Source organism: Streptomyces sp. NPDC085932, from assembly GCF_044540525.1.
In the GTDB taxonomy this organism is placed as follows: domain Bacteria; phylum Actinomycetota; class Actinomycetes; order Streptomycetales; family Streptomycetaceae; genus Streptomyces; species Streptomyces levis.
In genome coordinates this window covers 490,684-504,791 of the sequence record NZ_JBITSJ010000007.1, presented here as the reverse complement: position 1 = coordinate 504,791, position 14,108 = coordinate 490,684, and the positions used below count along the sequence as shown (strand labels likewise).

The window sequence follows — 14,108 nt, the reverse complement described above, 5'->3', positions numbered from 1 at the left end:
CGACAGAACCTCGTATGCCCGATATAAAGACGCCCTCCGCGGGCAGCCCCGGCAGGCTACGGGCAGCGCCGGCAGGCTACGGGCAGCCGCAGGACTGGCGGACCACCAGCCGCGAGGGGAACACCTTCAGCCGCTCGCGCCTGGCTCCCGCGACCCGCAGCCCGTCGTCCAGGACGAGGTCCACCGCGGCCCGGGCCATGGCCGGGCGGTCGGAGGCGATCGTGGTCAGCGGCGGGTCGGCCAGCGCCGCCTCCTTGATGTCGTCGAAGCCGGCCACCGCCAGCTCGCCGGGGACGTCGATGCGCAGTTCGCGCGCCGCCCGCAGGAGGCCGATCGCCTGGTCGTCGGTGGAGCAGAAGATCGCCGGCGGCCGGTCGGGTCCGGACAGGATCTTCAGAGCGGCCTGGTAGGCGTCGTAGCGGTTGTACAGGGCCTCGAAGAGGCGGCCCTCCGTGGAGATCCCGGCCTCGTCCATCGCGCGGCGCCAGCCCTCGACGTGGTCGGAGACCGGGTCGCCGACGGCGGGGGTCTCGGCTATGCCGCCCATACAGGCGACGTACTCGTAGCCGTGCTCCAGCAGGTGCCGGACGGCCAGCTCCGCGCCGCCCAGGTCGTCCGTGGTGACGGCGACGTCGTCGATGGCCTCGGGGCGCTCGTGCAGCAGCACCACCCGGGCGTCCCAGGCGTCGATCTCGGCGGCGGCCAGGTCGTTCAGCGCGTGGCTGACCAGGATCAGGCCGGAGACCCGCATCCCGAGGAACGCCCGCAGGTAGTGGACCTCGCGCTCGCCCACGTAGTCCGTGTTGCCGACGAGGACCATCTTTCCGCGCTCGGAGGCGGCCTGCTCGACCGCGTGCGCCATCTCCCCGAAGAAGGGCTGGCGGGCGTCCGGAATGATCAGGCCTATGAGGTCCGTGCGCCGCGAGGCCATCGCCTGGGCGACCCGGTCCGGGCGGTACCCCAGTTCCTTGATCGCGGCGAGGACACGCTCGCGCGTGGCCGGGGCGACCGGCCGGGGTCCGTTGTTGATGACATAGCTGACCACGGCAGTGGAGGTCCCTGCCAGCCGCGCCACGTCATCCCGAGTCACCTTGGCCACGCGCGGAGTCTACGCGGATATACCCGCTGCGGGCAGGGCGTGAAGGAGGTCCCGTACGATATCCCGACTGCCGTCCGGGGCGCCCCGGGGCGCCCAGGGATGCCCAGGTCGGCGACGGGATACGCCTGCTACGCCTTGGCGCGGACCTCGGCGGCGTCCAGGGCGTCCGACTCGTCCGCATTGTCCGGGTTCGCCTTGGCCTTCGCCTCCTCGGCGGCGCGCTCCACCTTCTCCGGCGTAACGAATCGATAACCGACGTTCCGGACGGTGCCGATCAGCGACTCGTGCTCGGGGCCGAGCTTGGCGCGCAGCCGCCGTACGTGCACGTCGACCGTGCGCGTGCCGCCGAAGTAGTCGTAGCCCCACACCTCCTGCAGCAGCTGGGCGCGGGTGAAGACGCGGCCCGGGTGCTGCGCGAGGTACTTCAGCAGCTCGAACTCCTTGAAGGTCAGGTCCAGGACCCGGCCCTTGAGCTTGGCGGAGTAGGTGGCCTCGTCGACCGACAGGTCGCCGTTGCGGATCTCCATCGGGGAGTCGTCGCTGACGATCTGCTGCCGTCCCATGGCCAGGCGCAGACGGGCCTCGACCTCCGCGGGTCCGGCGGTGTCGAGCAGGACGTCGTCGATGCCCCAGTCCGCGGTGACGGCCGCGAGACCGCCCTCGGTGACGACGAGGATCAGCGGACAGCCCGGGCCGGTGGAGCGCAGCAGCTGGCACAGGCTGCGAACCTGCGGCAGGTCGCGCCGGCCGTCGACCAGGATGACGTCGGCACCGGGGGTGTCGACCAGGGCGGGGCCCTCCGCGGGGGCCACGCGCACGTTGTGCAGGAGCAGTCCGAGGGCGGGGAGCACCTCCGTCGACGGCTGGAGGGCATTGGTCAGGAGCAGCAGAGAACTCATATGTCTGGTTCCTCCTCGGTCCCTGCGAGGACGTTTGTTGGCACAGCACCGCTCTGCGATCCCGAAGGCCCCGTACACCTGCGGTTTCCCGCTTCGTATACAACGCTTCCGAAAGCACAAAAGGACCCGGGGGCTTCGCTGCCCGAGTCCTCTGCCCAGCAGAATAGCCCACATGAGCTCTTCTCCGGCAGGTCATGTGGCGCGTTCCACCGATCGTCCGCACTCCGAGACGGCCGCGGGAACGGCCGTTCGGGTGCTGGTGAGGACGTTTCTCCGCACGTCCGACGGGGTGGCGATCGACGCCGTATACGAGCCGGGAGCGGCTGTATACGACGCCCCGGGGACGCCTTCCGCTCACCCCGTGTTCGTCGTCGCCCATGGCTTCACCGGCGCGGTGGACCGCCCGCACGTGCGGCGCATCGCTCAGGCGTTCGCCCGGTACGGCGCGGTGGTCACCTTCTCCTTCCGCGGGCACGGCCTGTCCGGCGGGCGCTCCACGGTCGGCGACCGCGAGGTGCTCGACCTGGCGGCGGCGGTGGAGTGGGCCCGGGAGCGCGGGCACGCGCGCGTGGTGACCGTCGGCTTCTCCATGGGCGGCTCGGTGGTGCTGCGGCACGCGGCCCTGCACCCGGGGCGGACCGACGCGGTGGTGTCGGTGAGCGCGCCCGCCCGCTGGTACTACCGGGGGACCGCGCCGATGCGGCGGCTGCACTGGCTGGTGACCCGGCCGGAGGGGCGCATGGTGGGCCGGTACGGGTTCCGCACCCGCATCCACCACCGGGACTGGGACCCGGTCCCGATCTCCCCGGTGGAGGCGGTGCCCGGGATCGCGCCGACGCCGCTGCTCATCGTGCACGGTGACTCCGACGGCTACTTCCCCCTGGACCATCCGCGGATGCTGGCGGCCGCCGCCGGTGACCAGGGCGAACTGTGGGTGGAGCCGGGCATGGGCCATGCCGAGCACGCGGCGGGCGACGGGCTGCTGGCCCGGATCGGGGAGTGGGCCGTCGCCCGGGCGGGCTAGCCTGACGGGGTTCACCGTCGGGTGAGCCCGTTGTGAGTCCGAGTGAGGAAGCAGATGCCAGAGGTCACGGTCCGCTACTGGGCCGCCGCCAAGGCCGCGGCCGGGGTGGCCGAGGAAGCGTACGAGGCGGCCACGCTCGCCGAGGCGCTCGACGGGGTGCGCGAGCGGCATCCCGGCGAACTGGAGCGGGTGCTGCGGCGCTGCTCGTTCCTCGTGGACGGTGATCCCGTGGGCACGCGCGCGCATGAGACGGTACGGCTGGCCGACGGCGGCACGGTCGAGGTGCTCCCGCCGTTCGCAGGAGGGTGAGCGATGACCAACCAGCCGTATGACGGCTACCAGGACGGTTACGGCGGCCACAACGGCCACGGAGGCTACGACGGCCAGGGTGGCTACGACCCGTACGGGCAGCAGCAGCCGCAGGCGCCCCGGGCGTGGCCCGGGCAGGGACAGCACGGGCACCCGGGACACCAGGGGTACGAGGATCCCTACGCCGCACAGCAGTACACCCAGCAGTGGCAGGGACAGACCTGGGAGACGCAGACGCAGCAGCCGGTCACCGCGCCGGCCGCCGCGGACACGGCGTATCTGCCGCAGCAGGGGGACGCGGCGCCCGCGCCGGATCCCGCCGAGTACGGTCCCGCCACCCTCGCCGGGAACAAGCGGATGACCGACGCGCAGCGGGCCCGGGCGGAAGGACGGTCCCCGATCATCGAGCCCGGGATGCAGCCGGCCGCGCTGACCGCGCTGCTCGGGCTGCTGCTGGCCGGTGCGGCGGCGGTCGGGACGTACGCGCTGCTCGTGCCGCTGGTGGTGCTCCAGGCCGTCACGGCGGCGGGGTGGTTCCGGCTGAACGGCATGTGGCCGGCGCGGCAGGGCATCGCGCTCGGGTTCGCCGGGGCGCTGGCCGCGGACGCGGCGCTGCTGGCGTCGGGGCGGTCGCCGTCGGCGATCCTCGGGACGCTGGGCGTGTGGGTGCTGCTCGCGCTGGTCCTCCAGCTGCGTTCGCACGCCAACCCGGACGAGCGGATGTACGGCCTGATGGCGACGGTCGCGGCGTCGGCGCTGGCGATCGTGGCGGGTGGGTACCTCGCGGCGGACGCCGACGCGGTGACGGTGGGGGCGGTGGCCGTGGCGGTCGCGGTCCTGGCACGCGCGCTGCCGTTGCCGACGGCGGCGTCGGTGGTCGTGGCGCTGCTCGCGGGAGCGGGCGGGGGCGTGGTGGCCGGGTGGCTGACCGGCCTGGGCACCTCGGGCGCGCTGCTGGGCGTGGGCGCGGCGGGGTGCGCCCTGATCGGGCACCGGGTCGCGAGCTACGACTACCCGTCGCGCTTCGTCCACTTCACGGCGGGCGTGGCCCTGCCGCTGTCCGCCGCGGCCCCGGTGGTCTACGTGCTGGGCCGGGCCCTGGCCTGATCGCCCGGCCGGCGGCGGGCGGCCGTGCCGTCACCGACGCGGAACCCGACCTGTCACAGATGATCGACAAAGCCGGGGCCCGCGCCGCACACGGAGTTACCCTCACCCCAGTGGACGGCCACACCCGGTCGTCAGGGACCGCTGTCGCACAACGACTGGGTGGGGGACAACACCGCATGCGAGCACTGCGAATACTGCTGATCTTCGCCGTCGTCCTGGGCGGGCTCTTCGTCATCGCCGACCGCGTCGCCGTGAACTTCGCCGAGGACGAGGCCGCCGACCGCCTGAAGACCACCGAGAACCTGGCCACCACGCCCGACGTCTCCATCAAGGGCTTCCCCTTCCTCACCCAGGTCGTCGGCGGCTCCCTGGACGACATCGAGGTCGGCATCGACACCTACGAGGCCGCCGCGGGCGACGGCGCGCGGAAGATCCGTATCGACGACCTCCGGGCCGACATGAAGGGCGTCGAGTTCTCCGGCGACTACAGCTCCGCCACGGCCACCACGGCCACCGGCACCGCGACCGTCGCCTACGACGAGCTGCTGAAGACGGCGAAGTCGGAGCCCACGCAGGTCGCCCCGGGCGTCACCGCCAACGTCGTCGGCCTCTCCGACGGCGGCAACGGCAAGATCAAGGTCGCCGTCGAGGCCACCGTCCTCGGCACCAGGCTGCCCGAGCCGGTCACCGTGCTCAGCACCGTGACGGTGGTCGACGGCGACACCGTGCGGGTCAAGGCCGACGGCCTGCCCAAGTTCGCAGGTGTCGACCTCGCCGAGAACCGGGTGCGCACCATCACCGACTTCCAGCAGAGGATCGACGGCCTCCCCGGCGGCATCAAGCTGGACAAGGTGCAGGCCGCCCCGGACGGCGTCGAGATCACGGTCAAGGGTTCCGACGTCCGGCTCGCCGGGTAGCACGCACGCGGGCCGTCACCAGGGCTGTCCGGTGGGCGAGACGGCGAAGTCCGCAGCGTAGATGTGACGGCGGCCGCAGGCGGGCGGAGGCCGGGCGCGGCACGGGGCCAGGGGCTCACGATCCCGCTATTCGGACCATCGTGTCTCAGCATGCGACACACCGGTGACACGCCCGCCCGACCGTCCCTACGATCGACGGCATGAAGCGACAGGCGGACCTCACGAAGCGGCGGGCAGTAGACCTGTGCCGCGTCGCCGCCATGCTCTGTCGCCCCTTCTGAGCGACCGCGCCGGCCCGTGAGCCGGTGCGCGCATCCCCGCCGCCCTGCATCAAGGGCACCCGTGTGCCGCCCCGTCATGGGCGCGCGCCCCGCAGAACTCCCACGCCCCGCCGCAACTGCCCCGGAGGAGAAAGAGCATGAGCCGCAGCGACGTCCTGGTCGACGCCGACTGGCTCCAGGAGCACCTGGACGACCCGACCATCGCCATCGTCGAGGTGGACGAGGACACGTCCGCCTACGAGAAGAACCACATCAAGAACGCGATCCGCATCGACTGGACCAAGGACCTCCAGGACCCGGTCCGCCGTGACTTCGTCGACCAGGAGGGCTTCGAGAAGCTCCTGTCGGAGAAGGGCATCGCCAACGACCACACCGTGGTCCTCTACGGCGGCAACAACAACTGGTTCGCCTCGTACGCGTACTGGTACTTCAAGCTCTACGGCCACGAGAACGTCAAGCTCCTCGACGGCGGCCGCAAGAAGTGGGAGCTCGACGCCCGCGAGCTGGTCCCGGGCGACGAGGTGCCGGAGCGTCCGAAGACGGACTACAAGGCCAAGGCCCAGGACACGTCCATCCGCGCCTTCCGTGACGACGTCGTCGCCGCCATCGGTTCCCAGAACCTGGTCGACGTGCGCTCGCCCGACGAGTTCTCCGGCAAGCTCCTCGCCCCGGCCCACCTGCCGCAGGAGCAGTCGCAGCGCCCGGGCCACGTGCCCAGCGCCCGCAACATCCCGTGGTCGAAGAACGCCAACGACGACGGCACCTTCAAGTCGGACGAGGAGCTCAAGGCCCTCTACGAGGAGGAGAGCGTCGACCTGGCGAAGGACACCATCGCCTACTGCCGCATCGGTGAGCGCTCCGCGCTGACCTGGTTCGTCCTGCACGAGCTGCTCGGCGTCCAGAACGTCAAGAACTACGACGGCTCCTGGACCGAGTACGGCTCCCTCGTGGGCGTGCCGATCGAGCTCGGCGCCAACAAGTAAGCGACCCCGACCGACCTCTCCCGACCCTTCAGGAGTACGACATGTGTGGTGCGAAGGCCGGCGGCCCCGACGCCTCGACGATCAAGCCCGGTGAGACCACGATCCAGGGCCAGGTGACCAAGGACGGCGAGCCCGTGGTGGGCTACGTCCGCCTGCTGGACTCCACCGGCGAGTTCACGGCCGAGGTGCCGACCTCGGCGACCGGACAGTTCCGCTTCTACGCGGCCGAGGGCACCTGGACCGTCCGCGCCCTCGTGCCCGGCGCCACCGCCGACCGCACGGTCGTCGCCCAGCAGGGCGGACTGGCGGAGGTCGCGATCGCCGTCTGACGGCGACCGGTTTTCGGAGGGCCGCACCCACCGGGTTGGACGCCTGGGGTGCGGCCCTCCGGCCTGCCCGGACCTACGCTGGACGTATGTACGCGCGGCGACGGCACCGGTACTTCGCCCTGATGGGCCTGTGCATCGGCCTCTTCGTCCTGGCGTGGTCCGTGGTGCGGCTGTGGTCGGTCCCCGTGGCCGTCGGGATGTGCGTGGTCGCCATGGTCATCCCGCCCGTGGCGGCCATGGTCGCCAACCGGCGCGGGCCCGACGACCGCTGGTGGGACGACCCCTCCGGCGACCCCCAGTCCGACGAGTGGTGGGACGAGCTGGACGGCAGGAAGCGCCCGCGGTGAGGGGAGTCCTCCCGGCCGCCCGGGGTATCCCGGCTCCATGAGACTGACAGCGGCGGTGCTGGACGCACCGAACGCCCGGGAACTCGCTGACTTCTACCTGCGGCTGCTGCCCGGCTGGGGCGTGTGGCGGGACGAGGACGGCCCCGACTGGGTGCACATCCGGCCGCCCGGCGGCGGGACGGGCCTGTCCTTCCAGACCGAGCCCGCCTACGTGCCGCCCGTCTGGCCGAGCGGCCCGGACCGGCAGCAGATGATGGTCCACCTGGACATCGAGGTCGACGACGTGGAGCGGGAGACCGCGCGGGCCCTGGCGGTGGGGGCGCGGCTCGCGGACGTCCAGCCGCAGGACCACGTCCGGGTGCTGCTGGATCCCGCGGGCCACCCCTTCTGCCTCTACACGGACGAGTCCCCGCCGCCCGGTGAGTCTCAGTAGACGAGGGCCTGCGTCCCGTCCGCCAGCGCCTCCTGGACGAAGACCTGCGCGCCCGCGATGCGCACGCCCTCGATGACGTCCTTCTCCGTGATCTCGCGCCGGGCCGCGCACTGTGTGCACAGGGTGACGCGGCCGGCCGCCAGGATCGATTCCAGCAGGTCGGGCAGGGGCGCCGCGTGCGGCAGCTCGAACTCGGCGGCCCGGCCGGGGAGCGCGAACCAGGCGGACTCGCCGGTCAGCCACAGGGAGACGTCGACGCCGCTCGCCACGGCCACCGCCGCGACCGTGAACGCCTGGGAACACCGCTCGGGGGCGTCCGCCCCGGCCGTCACCTTGATCACCAGCTTCTTCGCCATAGCCGGAATCGTAGTGCCGCAGGGGCCCGCGTAAGCTGGGGCCGGCCCTGTGCTTACATCCGCACCCCGCTCAAGGAGCACCCCGTGGAGCTTTTCTTCGAAATCCTGTTGGTCCTGGTCGCCGTCGGCGTCCTCGCGTTCGCCGGACTGACCGTGAAGAAGCTGTACCAGGGCCAGCGCTGACCCACCTCTAGGAAGTTCTGATGATCGAGATCCCGTCCGACCTCCACAAGGACCTCGTCCCGCTCGCCTTCCTGCTCGGCAACTGGGCGGGTGCCGGTGTGCACGACTTCCCCGGCTCCGAGAAGTGCAACTTCGGGCAGGAGGTCGCCTTCACCCACGACGGCCGGGACTTCCTGGAATACCGGTCCCACACGTGGGTCCTCGACAACGACGGCAACAAGGTCCGCCCGCTGGAGTCCGAGCACGGCTACTGGCGCGTCGACGCCGACCGCAAGGTCGAGGTCACGATGACCCGCGACGACGGCGTCATCGAGATCTGGTACGGCGAGCTGGCGGACAAGAAGCCGCAGATCGACCTCGTGACGGACGCGGTGGCCCGTACGGCCTCCTCGCAGCCCTACACCGGCGGCAAGCGGCTGTACGGCTACGTCAAGAGCGACCTGATGTGGGTCGGCGAGAAGCAGACCCCCGAGGTCGAGCTGCGCCCCTACATGTCGGCCCATCTGAAGAAGGTCGTCACGCCGGAGGAGGTCGAGCGCTGGGCCAAGGCCCTGCCCGACGACATGCCGGACGACGGCATCGCTTTCTTCAAGTAGTCCTAGACTCGTCCGTGTGGTGAGCACCGACTGGAAGAGCGATCTGCGGCAGCGCGGCTACCGGCTGACCCCGCAGCGGCAACTCGTGCTCGAAGCCGTGGACACCCTGGAACACGCGACCCCCGACGACATCCTCGTGGAAGTGAGGAAGACGGCGTCGGGGGTCAACATTTCCACGGTGTACCGGACGCTGGAGCTCCTGGAGGAACTCGGCCTGGTCAGCCATGCGCACCTGGGCCACGGCGCGCCGACGTATCACCTCGCGGACCGGCACCACCACATCCACCTGGTGTGCCGGGACTGCCAGAACGTGATCGAGGCGGACGTCTCCGTGGCCGCCGAGTTCACGGACAAGCTGCGCGAGACCTTCGGGTTCGACACGGACATGAAGCACTTCGCGATCTTCGGCCGGTGCCGGGACTGCACGCTCAAGGCTTCAACTACCGAGTCGTAGGCTTGGGGACATGAAGAGCCCTCTGCTGACCCTGCCCGGTGCCGTCCCCGCCGAGGGCGTGGACGAAGGCGTCGCCGCCCACTACGGCGATCTGTTCCGTGAGCAGCGCGCCCTCGCCGACGGCGCCGGTTTCGTGGACCTCTCGCACCGGGGGGTCGTCACCGTCACCGGCGAGGACCGGCTGGCCTGGCTGCACCTGCTGCTCACCCAGCACGTCAGCGAGCTCCCGCCGGGCCGGGCCACCGAGGCGCTGATCCTCTCCGCGAACGGCCACATCGAGCACGCCCTGTACCTCGTGGACGACGGGGAGACGGTCCGGGCCCACGTCGAGCCGGGCACCCAGGAGGCGCTGATCGCCTACCTGGAGTCGATGAAGTTCTTCTACCGGGTCGAGGTCGCCGACCGGACCGCCGACATCGCGGTCGTCCACCTGCCGGCCGGCTCCATCGCCGAGGTCCCCGAGGGCGTCGCCGTCCGCGAGACCCCGCACGGCCGGGACCTGTTCCTGCCGCGCGCCGACCTGGAGGCGTACGCCGCGCAGGCCGATCCGCCCGCCGGGATCCTCGCCTACGAGGCGCTGCGCGTGGAGCAGCACCGGCCCCGGCTGGGCTTCGAGACCGACCACCGCACCATCCCGCACGAGCTGGGCTGGATCGGCTCGGCGGTGCACCTGCAGAAGGGCTGCTACCGCGGCCAGGAGACGGTCGCCCGGGTGCAGAACCTGGGCAAGCCGCCGCGCCGCCTGGTCTTCCTGCACCTGGACGGCAGCGAGGTGCACCTGCCGGTGGCCGGGACCGAGCTGCGGCTCGCGCAGGACGGGCCCGACGGCCGGAAGATCGGCTTCATCACGACCTCCGCGCGCCACCACGAGCTGGGTCCGGTCGCCCTCGCCCTGGTGAAGCGGAACGTGCCCGTGGACGCGCCCCTGGTGGCCGGCGACACGGCCGCGGCCCAGGAAGTCGTCGTCGAGCCGTAGGACTTGTAGATCTTTCGGGTCAGATTTCGATCACCACGGTGAACGGGCCGTCGTTCGTGAGCGATACCCTCATCGCCGCCCCGAAGCGGCCCGTGGCCACCGTCGCGCCCAGCGAGCGCAGCCGGGCGACCACCTCGTCCACCAGCGGCTCGGCGACGTCCCCGGGAGCGGCCGCGTTCCAGGTGGGGCGGCGGCCCTTGCGGGCGTCTCCGTAGAGGGTGAACTGGCTGATCACCAGCAGCGGGGCGCCGGTGTCGCTGCAGGACTTCTCGTCGTGCAGCATGCGGATCGACCAGAGCTTGCGGGCCAGCTGGGCCGCCTTCTCCTTGGTGTCCTCGTGGGTCACGCCGACGAGGACGCACAGCCCCTCGCCCTCGATCGCCCCCACCGTCTCGCCGTCCACGACGACGCTCGCGCCGTCCACCCGCTGCACCACTGCTCGCATGTGTCCATCATGCCGGGAGGTGAAGTCAGTGCCGTGACCGGTGCACGCATGGCCCGAAAGGGTGGTTTGCGCCGGGCGCCAACTGCCAGCGCTGGACCGTATTTTGCTGCTTAACCGCCCATCTGGGGTCTATCGGGGGCACTCGTTCCCATAGCGGCCACTTGGGGTGGCACGATGCATTCACACACCGGTCGAGGGGACGGTTGAGGCACATGAGCACACCAAGCACCGGGCAGCACCCGGGGGCTGTCCGGTCGGCATTCACGGGGATCGGGTCGTCGGAGTACCACCGGCCGCCCACCCAGCGCACGGACAGCCCGCGGCTGCCCGCGGACGCTCCCGAGCCCGGTCTGGCCGCGCTGAGCCTGCCCGAGCTGCGCGCCCTGCGCCGCGAGGCCCAGCGCGACGAGGCCGACCTCAGCTACCTGCGGCGGCTGCTGCAGGGGCGCATCGACATCCTGCGCGCGGAACTGGCACGGCGCACTCCGGTGGAGGTGCCGGCCGCTCCCGCGGAGGCGTCCGTCGTGCAGCGGCTGGGGGAGATCCTGCAGGACGCCCCGGCCCGGCACCGCTCCTCCGCCCGGCACGTCACGCTGGGCACCCCGCAGGGCGAGGAGTACCGGCGGCTGGCCGCGGAGATGCTCGACGAGGTCGAGCTGTCCGACCTGGACGCGCGCACGGACCCGGAGCTGAACACGGGGATCGCGCGGCTGGTGCGCCACGAGCAGCAGGTCTCCCGGCGTCGCCAGCGGCTGCAGCGCACGGCCGACGCGTGCAGTGCGGAGATCGCGCGCCGGTACCGCGAGGGCGAGGCGCAGGTCGAGGACCTGCTGGTCTGAGCCGGCGCGAGGGGGTCAGGAAGGGCCGGTCGGATATTGACGCGACACCGGCCGGCCCTCCGCCTAGCGTGAGGCCATGACCTCCGCCTCACGTGCCGACGGCATCGACGTACGCCCCATCGCCGAAGCCGAGTTCACCGACTGGCTGCGCGCCGTGAACACCGGCTTCCTGAGGGTGCCCACGCTGTCCGAGGAGGAGATCGAGGCCCGCCGGGAGCGGTTCGTCCCGGGCCGCTACCTCGGCGCCTTCGACGGCGGCCGGTGCGTGGCGACCTTCCGCTCCTTCGGCCAGGAGCTCACGGCCGTCGGCGGGGCGAGCGTCCCGGCCGACGCCGTCTCGGGGGTCACCGTCCACCCCACCCACCGCCGCCGGGGGCTGCTCAGCCGGATGATGGCACGGGACCTGGCCGCCGCCAGGGAGCGCGGGGACGTCGTCGCGACGCTGATCGCCGCCGAGTACCCGATCTACGGCCGTTACGGCTTCGGTCCGGCGACGGGGATGGCGGAGTGGACGGTCGACGTGCCGCGCGCCGGTCTCGACGCCCGCTGGGCGGGCCCGGCCGACGGCGGGCGGATCGACCTGGTCGACGGGGAGGAGGTCCGCAAGCTCGGCCCCGACCTGCACGCGCGGCTGTGCCGGACGCAGCCCGGCGCCATCGACCGCGACGAGCTGTGGTGGAAGTGGAACACCGGCGCCGTACGGGCCGACCCGTCCTGGAAGGACCCCTTCCACGCCGTCTACCGCTCGGCCTCCGGCGAGGTCGAGGGCATGGTCGCGTACGACGTGGACGACAACTGGGGCGATGCCAAGCAGCCGCTGAACACGGCGTCGGTGCGGTGGCTGACCGGCGTCACGCCGGCGGCGGAGCGCGCCCTGTGGCAGTACCTGTGCTCCGTCGACTGGGTGGTGAAGGTCAAGAGCGGCTGGCGGGCCCCCGACGACCTGCTCCCGCATGTCCTGCCCGACCCGCGGGCGGCCGCGATCACGTCCCTGGCGGACTGGCTGTGGGTGCGGATCCTCGACGTGGAGCGGGCGCTTGAGGCGCGGACGTACGAGGGGGAGGGGACGCTGGTGCTGGAGGTGGCCGGCGTGGACGGGCTGACCGGCGGGCGCTACCGGCTGGAGGCCTCGCCCGACGGTGCGGTGTGCGCGCCCACCACCGCGAGCGCGGACCTGACGCTCGGCGTGGGCGAACTGGGGGCGCTGTGGCTCGGGGACGAGTCGGCGGTGCGGCTGGCGGCGCTGGGGCGGGTGCGCGAAGAACGAGCGGGCGCCGCCCGGAAGGCCGACGCCCTGCTGCGCACGCCCAGGCGGCCGTGGTGCCCGGACCTGTTCTGAACCGCTCCCTTCTGCCGGTGGACGGGGACCCGCATCCGTAGCGAGCTGTTCGGTTGTGGTGGTCGAGCCGGTGGGGCTCCCGGCTCCCCTCCGGAAGGGAGCCCCCGAACGGACTGGCCAACGCCCTGATGGTCTGACCATGTCGCGCAAGTTGGTGACCAACTTCTCTGTACTTATCTCCACTTGGAAGCGGCTCATAACCACCTTCCGCTGAACTGCCCCAGGATGGCGGGAAGTTGTAGCGTTGAGGTGTGGACCCCGAACACGCCTCCGCCACTGGACGGAAGAGGTCGCAGCGGCCACAGAGAACACATCGCGAGGTGGCCGACGAGCTGCGCGCCCGGATCACGTCAGGGGCACTGCAGCCGGGGCAGCGCATGCCCACCCAGGCCCAGCTGGCCCACGAGTTCGGGGTCGAGCGCGCAGCGGTGCGCCGGGCGCTGCGCATCCTGCAGGGCGAGCGGTTGCTGACCAACGTCTCCAAGGGCAGCCCGGCCACCGTCGCCGCCGATCCGGCCGGGCCGCTGACCGGCCCGGAAGCGCCGCCGCTGCCCACGACGGTGGCGCTCGCGCCCCGGATCGCGACGGCCTTCGCGGCGGAGCACGTCGAGATCGACGCGGTGTGCCTGACCTCGGTCTCGCTCACGCTCGCCATCGGTGAGCCGCTGCGTCAGATCCACGCGGGACGGCTGAAACCGGCCAAGGTCGACGTCCGGGTCCTGCTGCCCAGCCGGGACATCGACCTCGCCTTCCCGGTGCCGGTCGAGGGGCACGGCGACGACTGGGTGCACGAGCGGTGGCTGGCGATGCGCAACGCCCAGGGGCAGGTGCTCCGGCACAATCTGCTGGCCCTGCGCGCCACCCACGGCATCGACGTGCACGTCACGTTCCGGGCGCTGCCCTTCACCCCGCCGGTGAAGCTGTACCTGCTCAACGGCGCGGAGGCGCTGTTCGCGTACTACACGCTGACCCGCCGGGAGGCCGAGTTCGACCACGAATCCCTGGAGATGTACGACGCCCAGGGCACCCGGTCGATGCTGTTCTCCTTCCGGCAGGGGCCCGGCCTGCGCGACACCACGTTCGTCGAGCAGTCGCACCTGTGGTTCAACGCGCTGTGGGAGACGATCAGTTCGGAGCTGGTGCTCACGAGCTGAGGTCTCCCACGGTGGTCGATCCGGGCAGGCGGGGTGAC

At 71.7% G+C, this 14,108-nt stretch carries 19 protein-coding genes; 15 read left to right on the top strand and 4 right to left on the bottom strand.

Going from position 1 to position 14,108, the window contains the following annotated elements:
* Positions 1 to 76: 76 nt before the first annotated feature.
* Together ACIGAQ_RS32475 and ACIGAQ_RS32470 are read right to left on the bottom strand one after the other, a co-directional pair.
* Positions 77 to 1,099, bottom strand: a complete 1,023-nt coding sequence (locus ACIGAQ_RS32475) for a LacI family DNA-binding transcriptional regulator (RefSeq protein ID WP_311681242.1) — start codon at positions 1,097 to 1,099, stop codon at positions 77 to 79.
* A gap of 128 nt (positions 1,100 to 1,227) precedes the next feature.
* Complete coding sequence (locus tag ACIGAQ_RS32470) at positions 1,228 to 1,998, bottom strand: response regulator transcription factor (protein ID WP_399789310.1); 771 nt, start codon at positions 1,996 to 1,998, stop codon at positions 1,228 to 1,230.
* 172 nt (positions 1,999 to 2,170) lie between these two features.
* Between ACIGAQ_RS32470 and ACIGAQ_RS32465 the strand changes: the two genes are divergently transcribed.
* The 9 genes from ACIGAQ_RS32465 (at position 2,171) to ACIGAQ_RS32425 (ending at position 7,728) form a co-directional block, all read left to right on the top strand.
* The gene (locus ACIGAQ_RS32465; RefSeq protein ID WP_399789307.1) at positions 2,171 to 3,022 is read left to right on the top strand and encodes an alpha/beta hydrolase; all 852 of its coding nucleotides are present in this window, start codon (positions 2,171 to 2,173) and stop codon (positions 3,020 to 3,022) included.
* A 54-nt stretch (positions 3,023 to 3,076) separates the two neighbouring features.
* Complete coding sequence (locus ACIGAQ_RS32460; RefSeq protein WP_094055671.1) at positions 3,077 to 3,331, top strand: MoaD/ThiS family protein; 255 nt, start codon at positions 3,077 to 3,079, stop codon at positions 3,329 to 3,331.
* A gap of 3 nt (positions 3,332 to 3,334) precedes the next feature.
* Positions 3,335 to 4,438, top strand: coding sequence for a hypothetical protein (locus tag ACIGAQ_RS32455; protein WP_399789303.1), 1,104 nt, complete (start codon positions 3,335 to 3,337; stop codon positions 4,436 to 4,438).
* Between the two features lie 176 nt (positions 4,439 to 4,614).
* Positions 4,615 to 5,355, top strand: a complete 741-nt coding sequence (locus tag ACIGAQ_RS32450) for a DUF2993 domain-containing protein (RefSeq protein WP_399789300.1) — start codon at positions 4,615 to 4,617, stop codon at positions 5,353 to 5,355.
* 200 nt (positions 5,356 to 5,555) lie between these two features.
* Positions 5,556 to 5,636 (top strand): Ms5788A family Cys-rich leader peptide, encoded by an 81-nt coding sequence (locus ACIGAQ_RS32445; protein WP_350751515.1) that lies wholly within the window; start codon positions 5,556 to 5,558, stop codon positions 5,634 to 5,636.
* A gap of 137 nt (positions 5,637 to 5,773) precedes the next feature.
* Positions 5,774 to 6,619: a sulfurtransferase gene (locus tag ACIGAQ_RS32440; protein WP_114253860.1), complete on the top strand. Its 846-nt coding sequence runs from the start codon at positions 5,774 to 5,776 to the stop codon at positions 6,617 to 6,619.
* A gap of 41 nt (positions 6,620 to 6,660) precedes the next feature.
* A complete protein-coding gene (locus tag ACIGAQ_RS32435; protein WP_003991226.1) occupies positions 6,661 to 6,948 on the top strand; it encodes a DUF1416 domain-containing protein in 288 nt (95 codons plus the stop codon).
* An 86-nt stretch (positions 6,949 to 7,034) separates the two neighbouring features.
* The gene (locus ACIGAQ_RS32430; protein ID WP_311681248.1) at positions 7,035 to 7,295 is read left to right on the top strand and encodes a DUF3099 domain-containing protein; all 261 of its coding nucleotides are present in this window, start codon (positions 7,035 to 7,037) and stop codon (positions 7,293 to 7,295) included.
* A 37-nt stretch (positions 7,296 to 7,332) separates the two neighbouring features.
* Positions 7,333 to 7,728, top strand: coding sequence for a VOC family protein (locus tag ACIGAQ_RS32425; protein ID WP_399789295.1), 396 nt, complete (start codon positions 7,333 to 7,335; stop codon positions 7,726 to 7,728).
* Here the strand turns inward: ACIGAQ_RS32425 and ACIGAQ_RS32420 are convergent.
* On the bottom strand, positions 7,722 to 8,084 hold the full coding sequence (locus tag ACIGAQ_RS32420) for a DsrE family protein (RefSeq protein WP_311681251.1): 363 nt from the start codon (positions 8,082 to 8,084) through the stop codon (positions 7,722 to 7,724). The two genes, ACIGAQ_RS32425 and ACIGAQ_RS32420, sit on opposite strands and share 7 nt — an antisense overlap.
* A gap of 203 nt (positions 8,085 to 8,287) precedes the next feature.
* Here ACIGAQ_RS32420 and ACIGAQ_RS32415 point away from each other — a divergent pair, with 203 nt between their 5' ends.
* The 3 genes from ACIGAQ_RS32415 to ACIGAQ_RS32405 are packed head-to-tail and all read left to right on the top strand — an operon-like array spanning position 8,288 to position 10,293.
* Positions 8,288 to 8,863: an FABP family protein gene (locus tag ACIGAQ_RS32415; RefSeq protein ID WP_311681252.1), complete on the top strand. Its 576-nt coding sequence runs from the start codon at positions 8,288 to 8,290 to the stop codon at positions 8,861 to 8,863.
* Between the two features lie 16 nt (positions 8,864 to 8,879).
* Positions 8,880 to 9,317: a Fur family transcriptional regulator gene (locus ACIGAQ_RS32410; RefSeq protein ID WP_094055663.1), complete on the top strand. Its 438-nt coding sequence runs from the start codon at positions 8,880 to 8,882 to the stop codon at positions 9,315 to 9,317.
* A 10-nt stretch (positions 9,318 to 9,327) separates the two neighbouring features.
* A complete protein-coding gene (locus tag ACIGAQ_RS32405) occupies positions 9,328 to 10,293 on the top strand; it encodes a YgfZ/GcvT domain-containing protein (RefSeq protein ID WP_399789291.1) in 966 nt (321 codons plus the stop codon).
* A gap of 19 nt (positions 10,294 to 10,312) precedes the next feature.
* Here the strand turns inward: ACIGAQ_RS32405 and dtd are convergent, their stop codons facing one another.
* Positions 10,313 to 10,738 (bottom strand): D-aminoacyl-tRNA deacylase, encoded by a 426-nt coding sequence (dtd, locus tag ACIGAQ_RS32400; RefSeq protein WP_399789288.1) that lies wholly within the window; start codon positions 10,736 to 10,738, stop codon positions 10,313 to 10,315.
* Positions 10,739 to 10,950: 212 nt separating this feature from the next.
* Between dtd and ACIGAQ_RS32395 the strand changes: the two genes are divergently transcribed.
* The 3 genes from ACIGAQ_RS32395 (at position 10,951) to ACIGAQ_RS32385 (ending at position 14,070) form a co-directional block, all read left to right on the top strand.
* Entirely contained in the window at positions 10,951 to 11,577 is a 627-nt protein-coding gene (locus ACIGAQ_RS32395) for an aerial mycelium formation protein (protein WP_399789286.1), read from the top strand.
* 76 nt (positions 11,578 to 11,653) lie between these two features.
* A complete protein-coding gene (locus tag ACIGAQ_RS32390) occupies positions 11,654 to 12,916 on the top strand; it encodes a GNAT family N-acetyltransferase (RefSeq protein WP_311681259.1) in 1,263 nt (420 codons plus the stop codon).
* A 251-nt stretch (positions 12,917 to 13,167) separates the two neighbouring features.
* Complete coding sequence (locus ACIGAQ_RS32385) at positions 13,168 to 14,070, top strand: GntR family transcriptional regulator (RefSeq protein ID WP_311681262.1); 903 nt, start codon at positions 13,168 to 13,170, stop codon at positions 14,068 to 14,070.
* The last annotated feature ends 38 nt before the right edge of the window (positions 14,071 to 14,108 follow it).

What these genes read in the sequence shown, in the direction of transcription:
- ACIGAQ_RS32470 (WP_399789310.1), bottom strand. Translation starts at nt 1,998, where the DNA reads ATGAGTTCTCTGCTGCTCCTGACCAATGCCCTCCAGCCGTCGACGGAG.
- ACIGAQ_RS32465 (WP_399789307.1), top strand. Translation starts at nt 2,171, where the DNA reads ATGAGCTCTTCTCCGGCAGGTCATGTGGCGCGTTCCACCGATCGTCCG.
- ACIGAQ_RS32460 (WP_094055671.1), top strand. Translation starts at nt 3,077, where the DNA reads ATGCCAGAGGTCACGGTCCGCTACTGGGCCGCCGCCAAGGCCGCGGCC.
- ACIGAQ_RS32455 (WP_399789303.1), top strand. Translation starts at nt 3,335, where the DNA reads ATGACCAACCAGCCGTATGACGGCTACCAGGACGGTTACGGCGGCCAC.
- ACIGAQ_RS32450 (WP_399789300.1), top strand. Translation starts at nt 4,615, where the DNA reads ATGCGAGCACTGCGAATACTGCTGATCTTCGCCGTCGTCCTGGGCGGG.
- ACIGAQ_RS32445 (WP_350751515.1), top strand. Translation starts at nt 5,556, where the DNA reads ATGAAGCGACAGGCGGACCTCACGAAGCGGCGGGCAGTAGACCTGTGC.
- ACIGAQ_RS32440 (WP_114253860.1), top strand. Translation starts at nt 5,774, where the DNA reads ATGAGCCGCAGCGACGTCCTGGTCGACGCCGACTGGCTCCAGGAGCAC.
- ACIGAQ_RS32435 (WP_003991226.1), top strand. Translation starts at nt 6,661, where the DNA reads ATGTGTGGTGCGAAGGCCGGCGGCCCCGACGCCTCGACGATCAAGCCC.
- ACIGAQ_RS32430 (WP_311681248.1), top strand. Translation starts at nt 7,035, where the DNA reads ATGTACGCGCGGCGACGGCACCGGTACTTCGCCCTGATGGGCCTGTGC.
- ACIGAQ_RS32425 (WP_399789295.1), top strand. Translation starts at nt 7,333, where the DNA reads ATGAGACTGACAGCGGCGGTGCTGGACGCACCGAACGCCCGGGAACTC.
- ACIGAQ_RS32420 (WP_311681251.1), bottom strand. Translation starts at nt 8,084, where the DNA reads ATGGCGAAGAAGCTGGTGATCAAGGTGACGGCCGGGGCGGACGCCCCC.
- ACIGAQ_RS32415 (WP_311681252.1), top strand. Translation starts at nt 8,288, where the DNA reads ATGATCGAGATCCCGTCCGACCTCCACAAGGACCTCGTCCCGCTCGCC.
- ACIGAQ_RS32405 (WP_399789291.1), top strand. Translation starts at nt 9,328, where the DNA reads ATGAAGAGCCCTCTGCTGACCCTGCCCGGTGCCGTCCCCGCCGAGGGC.
- dtd (WP_399789288.1), bottom strand. Translation starts at nt 10,738, where the DNA reads ATGCGAGCAGTGGTGCAGCGGGTGGACGGCGCGAGCGTCGTCGTGGAC.
- ACIGAQ_RS32395 (WP_399789286.1), top strand. Translation starts at nt 10,951, where the DNA reads ATGAGCACACCAAGCACCGGGCAGCACCCGGGGGCTGTCCGGTCGGCA.
- ACIGAQ_RS32390 (WP_311681259.1), top strand. Translation starts at nt 11,654, where the DNA reads ATGACCTCCGCCTCACGTGCCGACGGCATCGACGTACGCCCCATCGCC.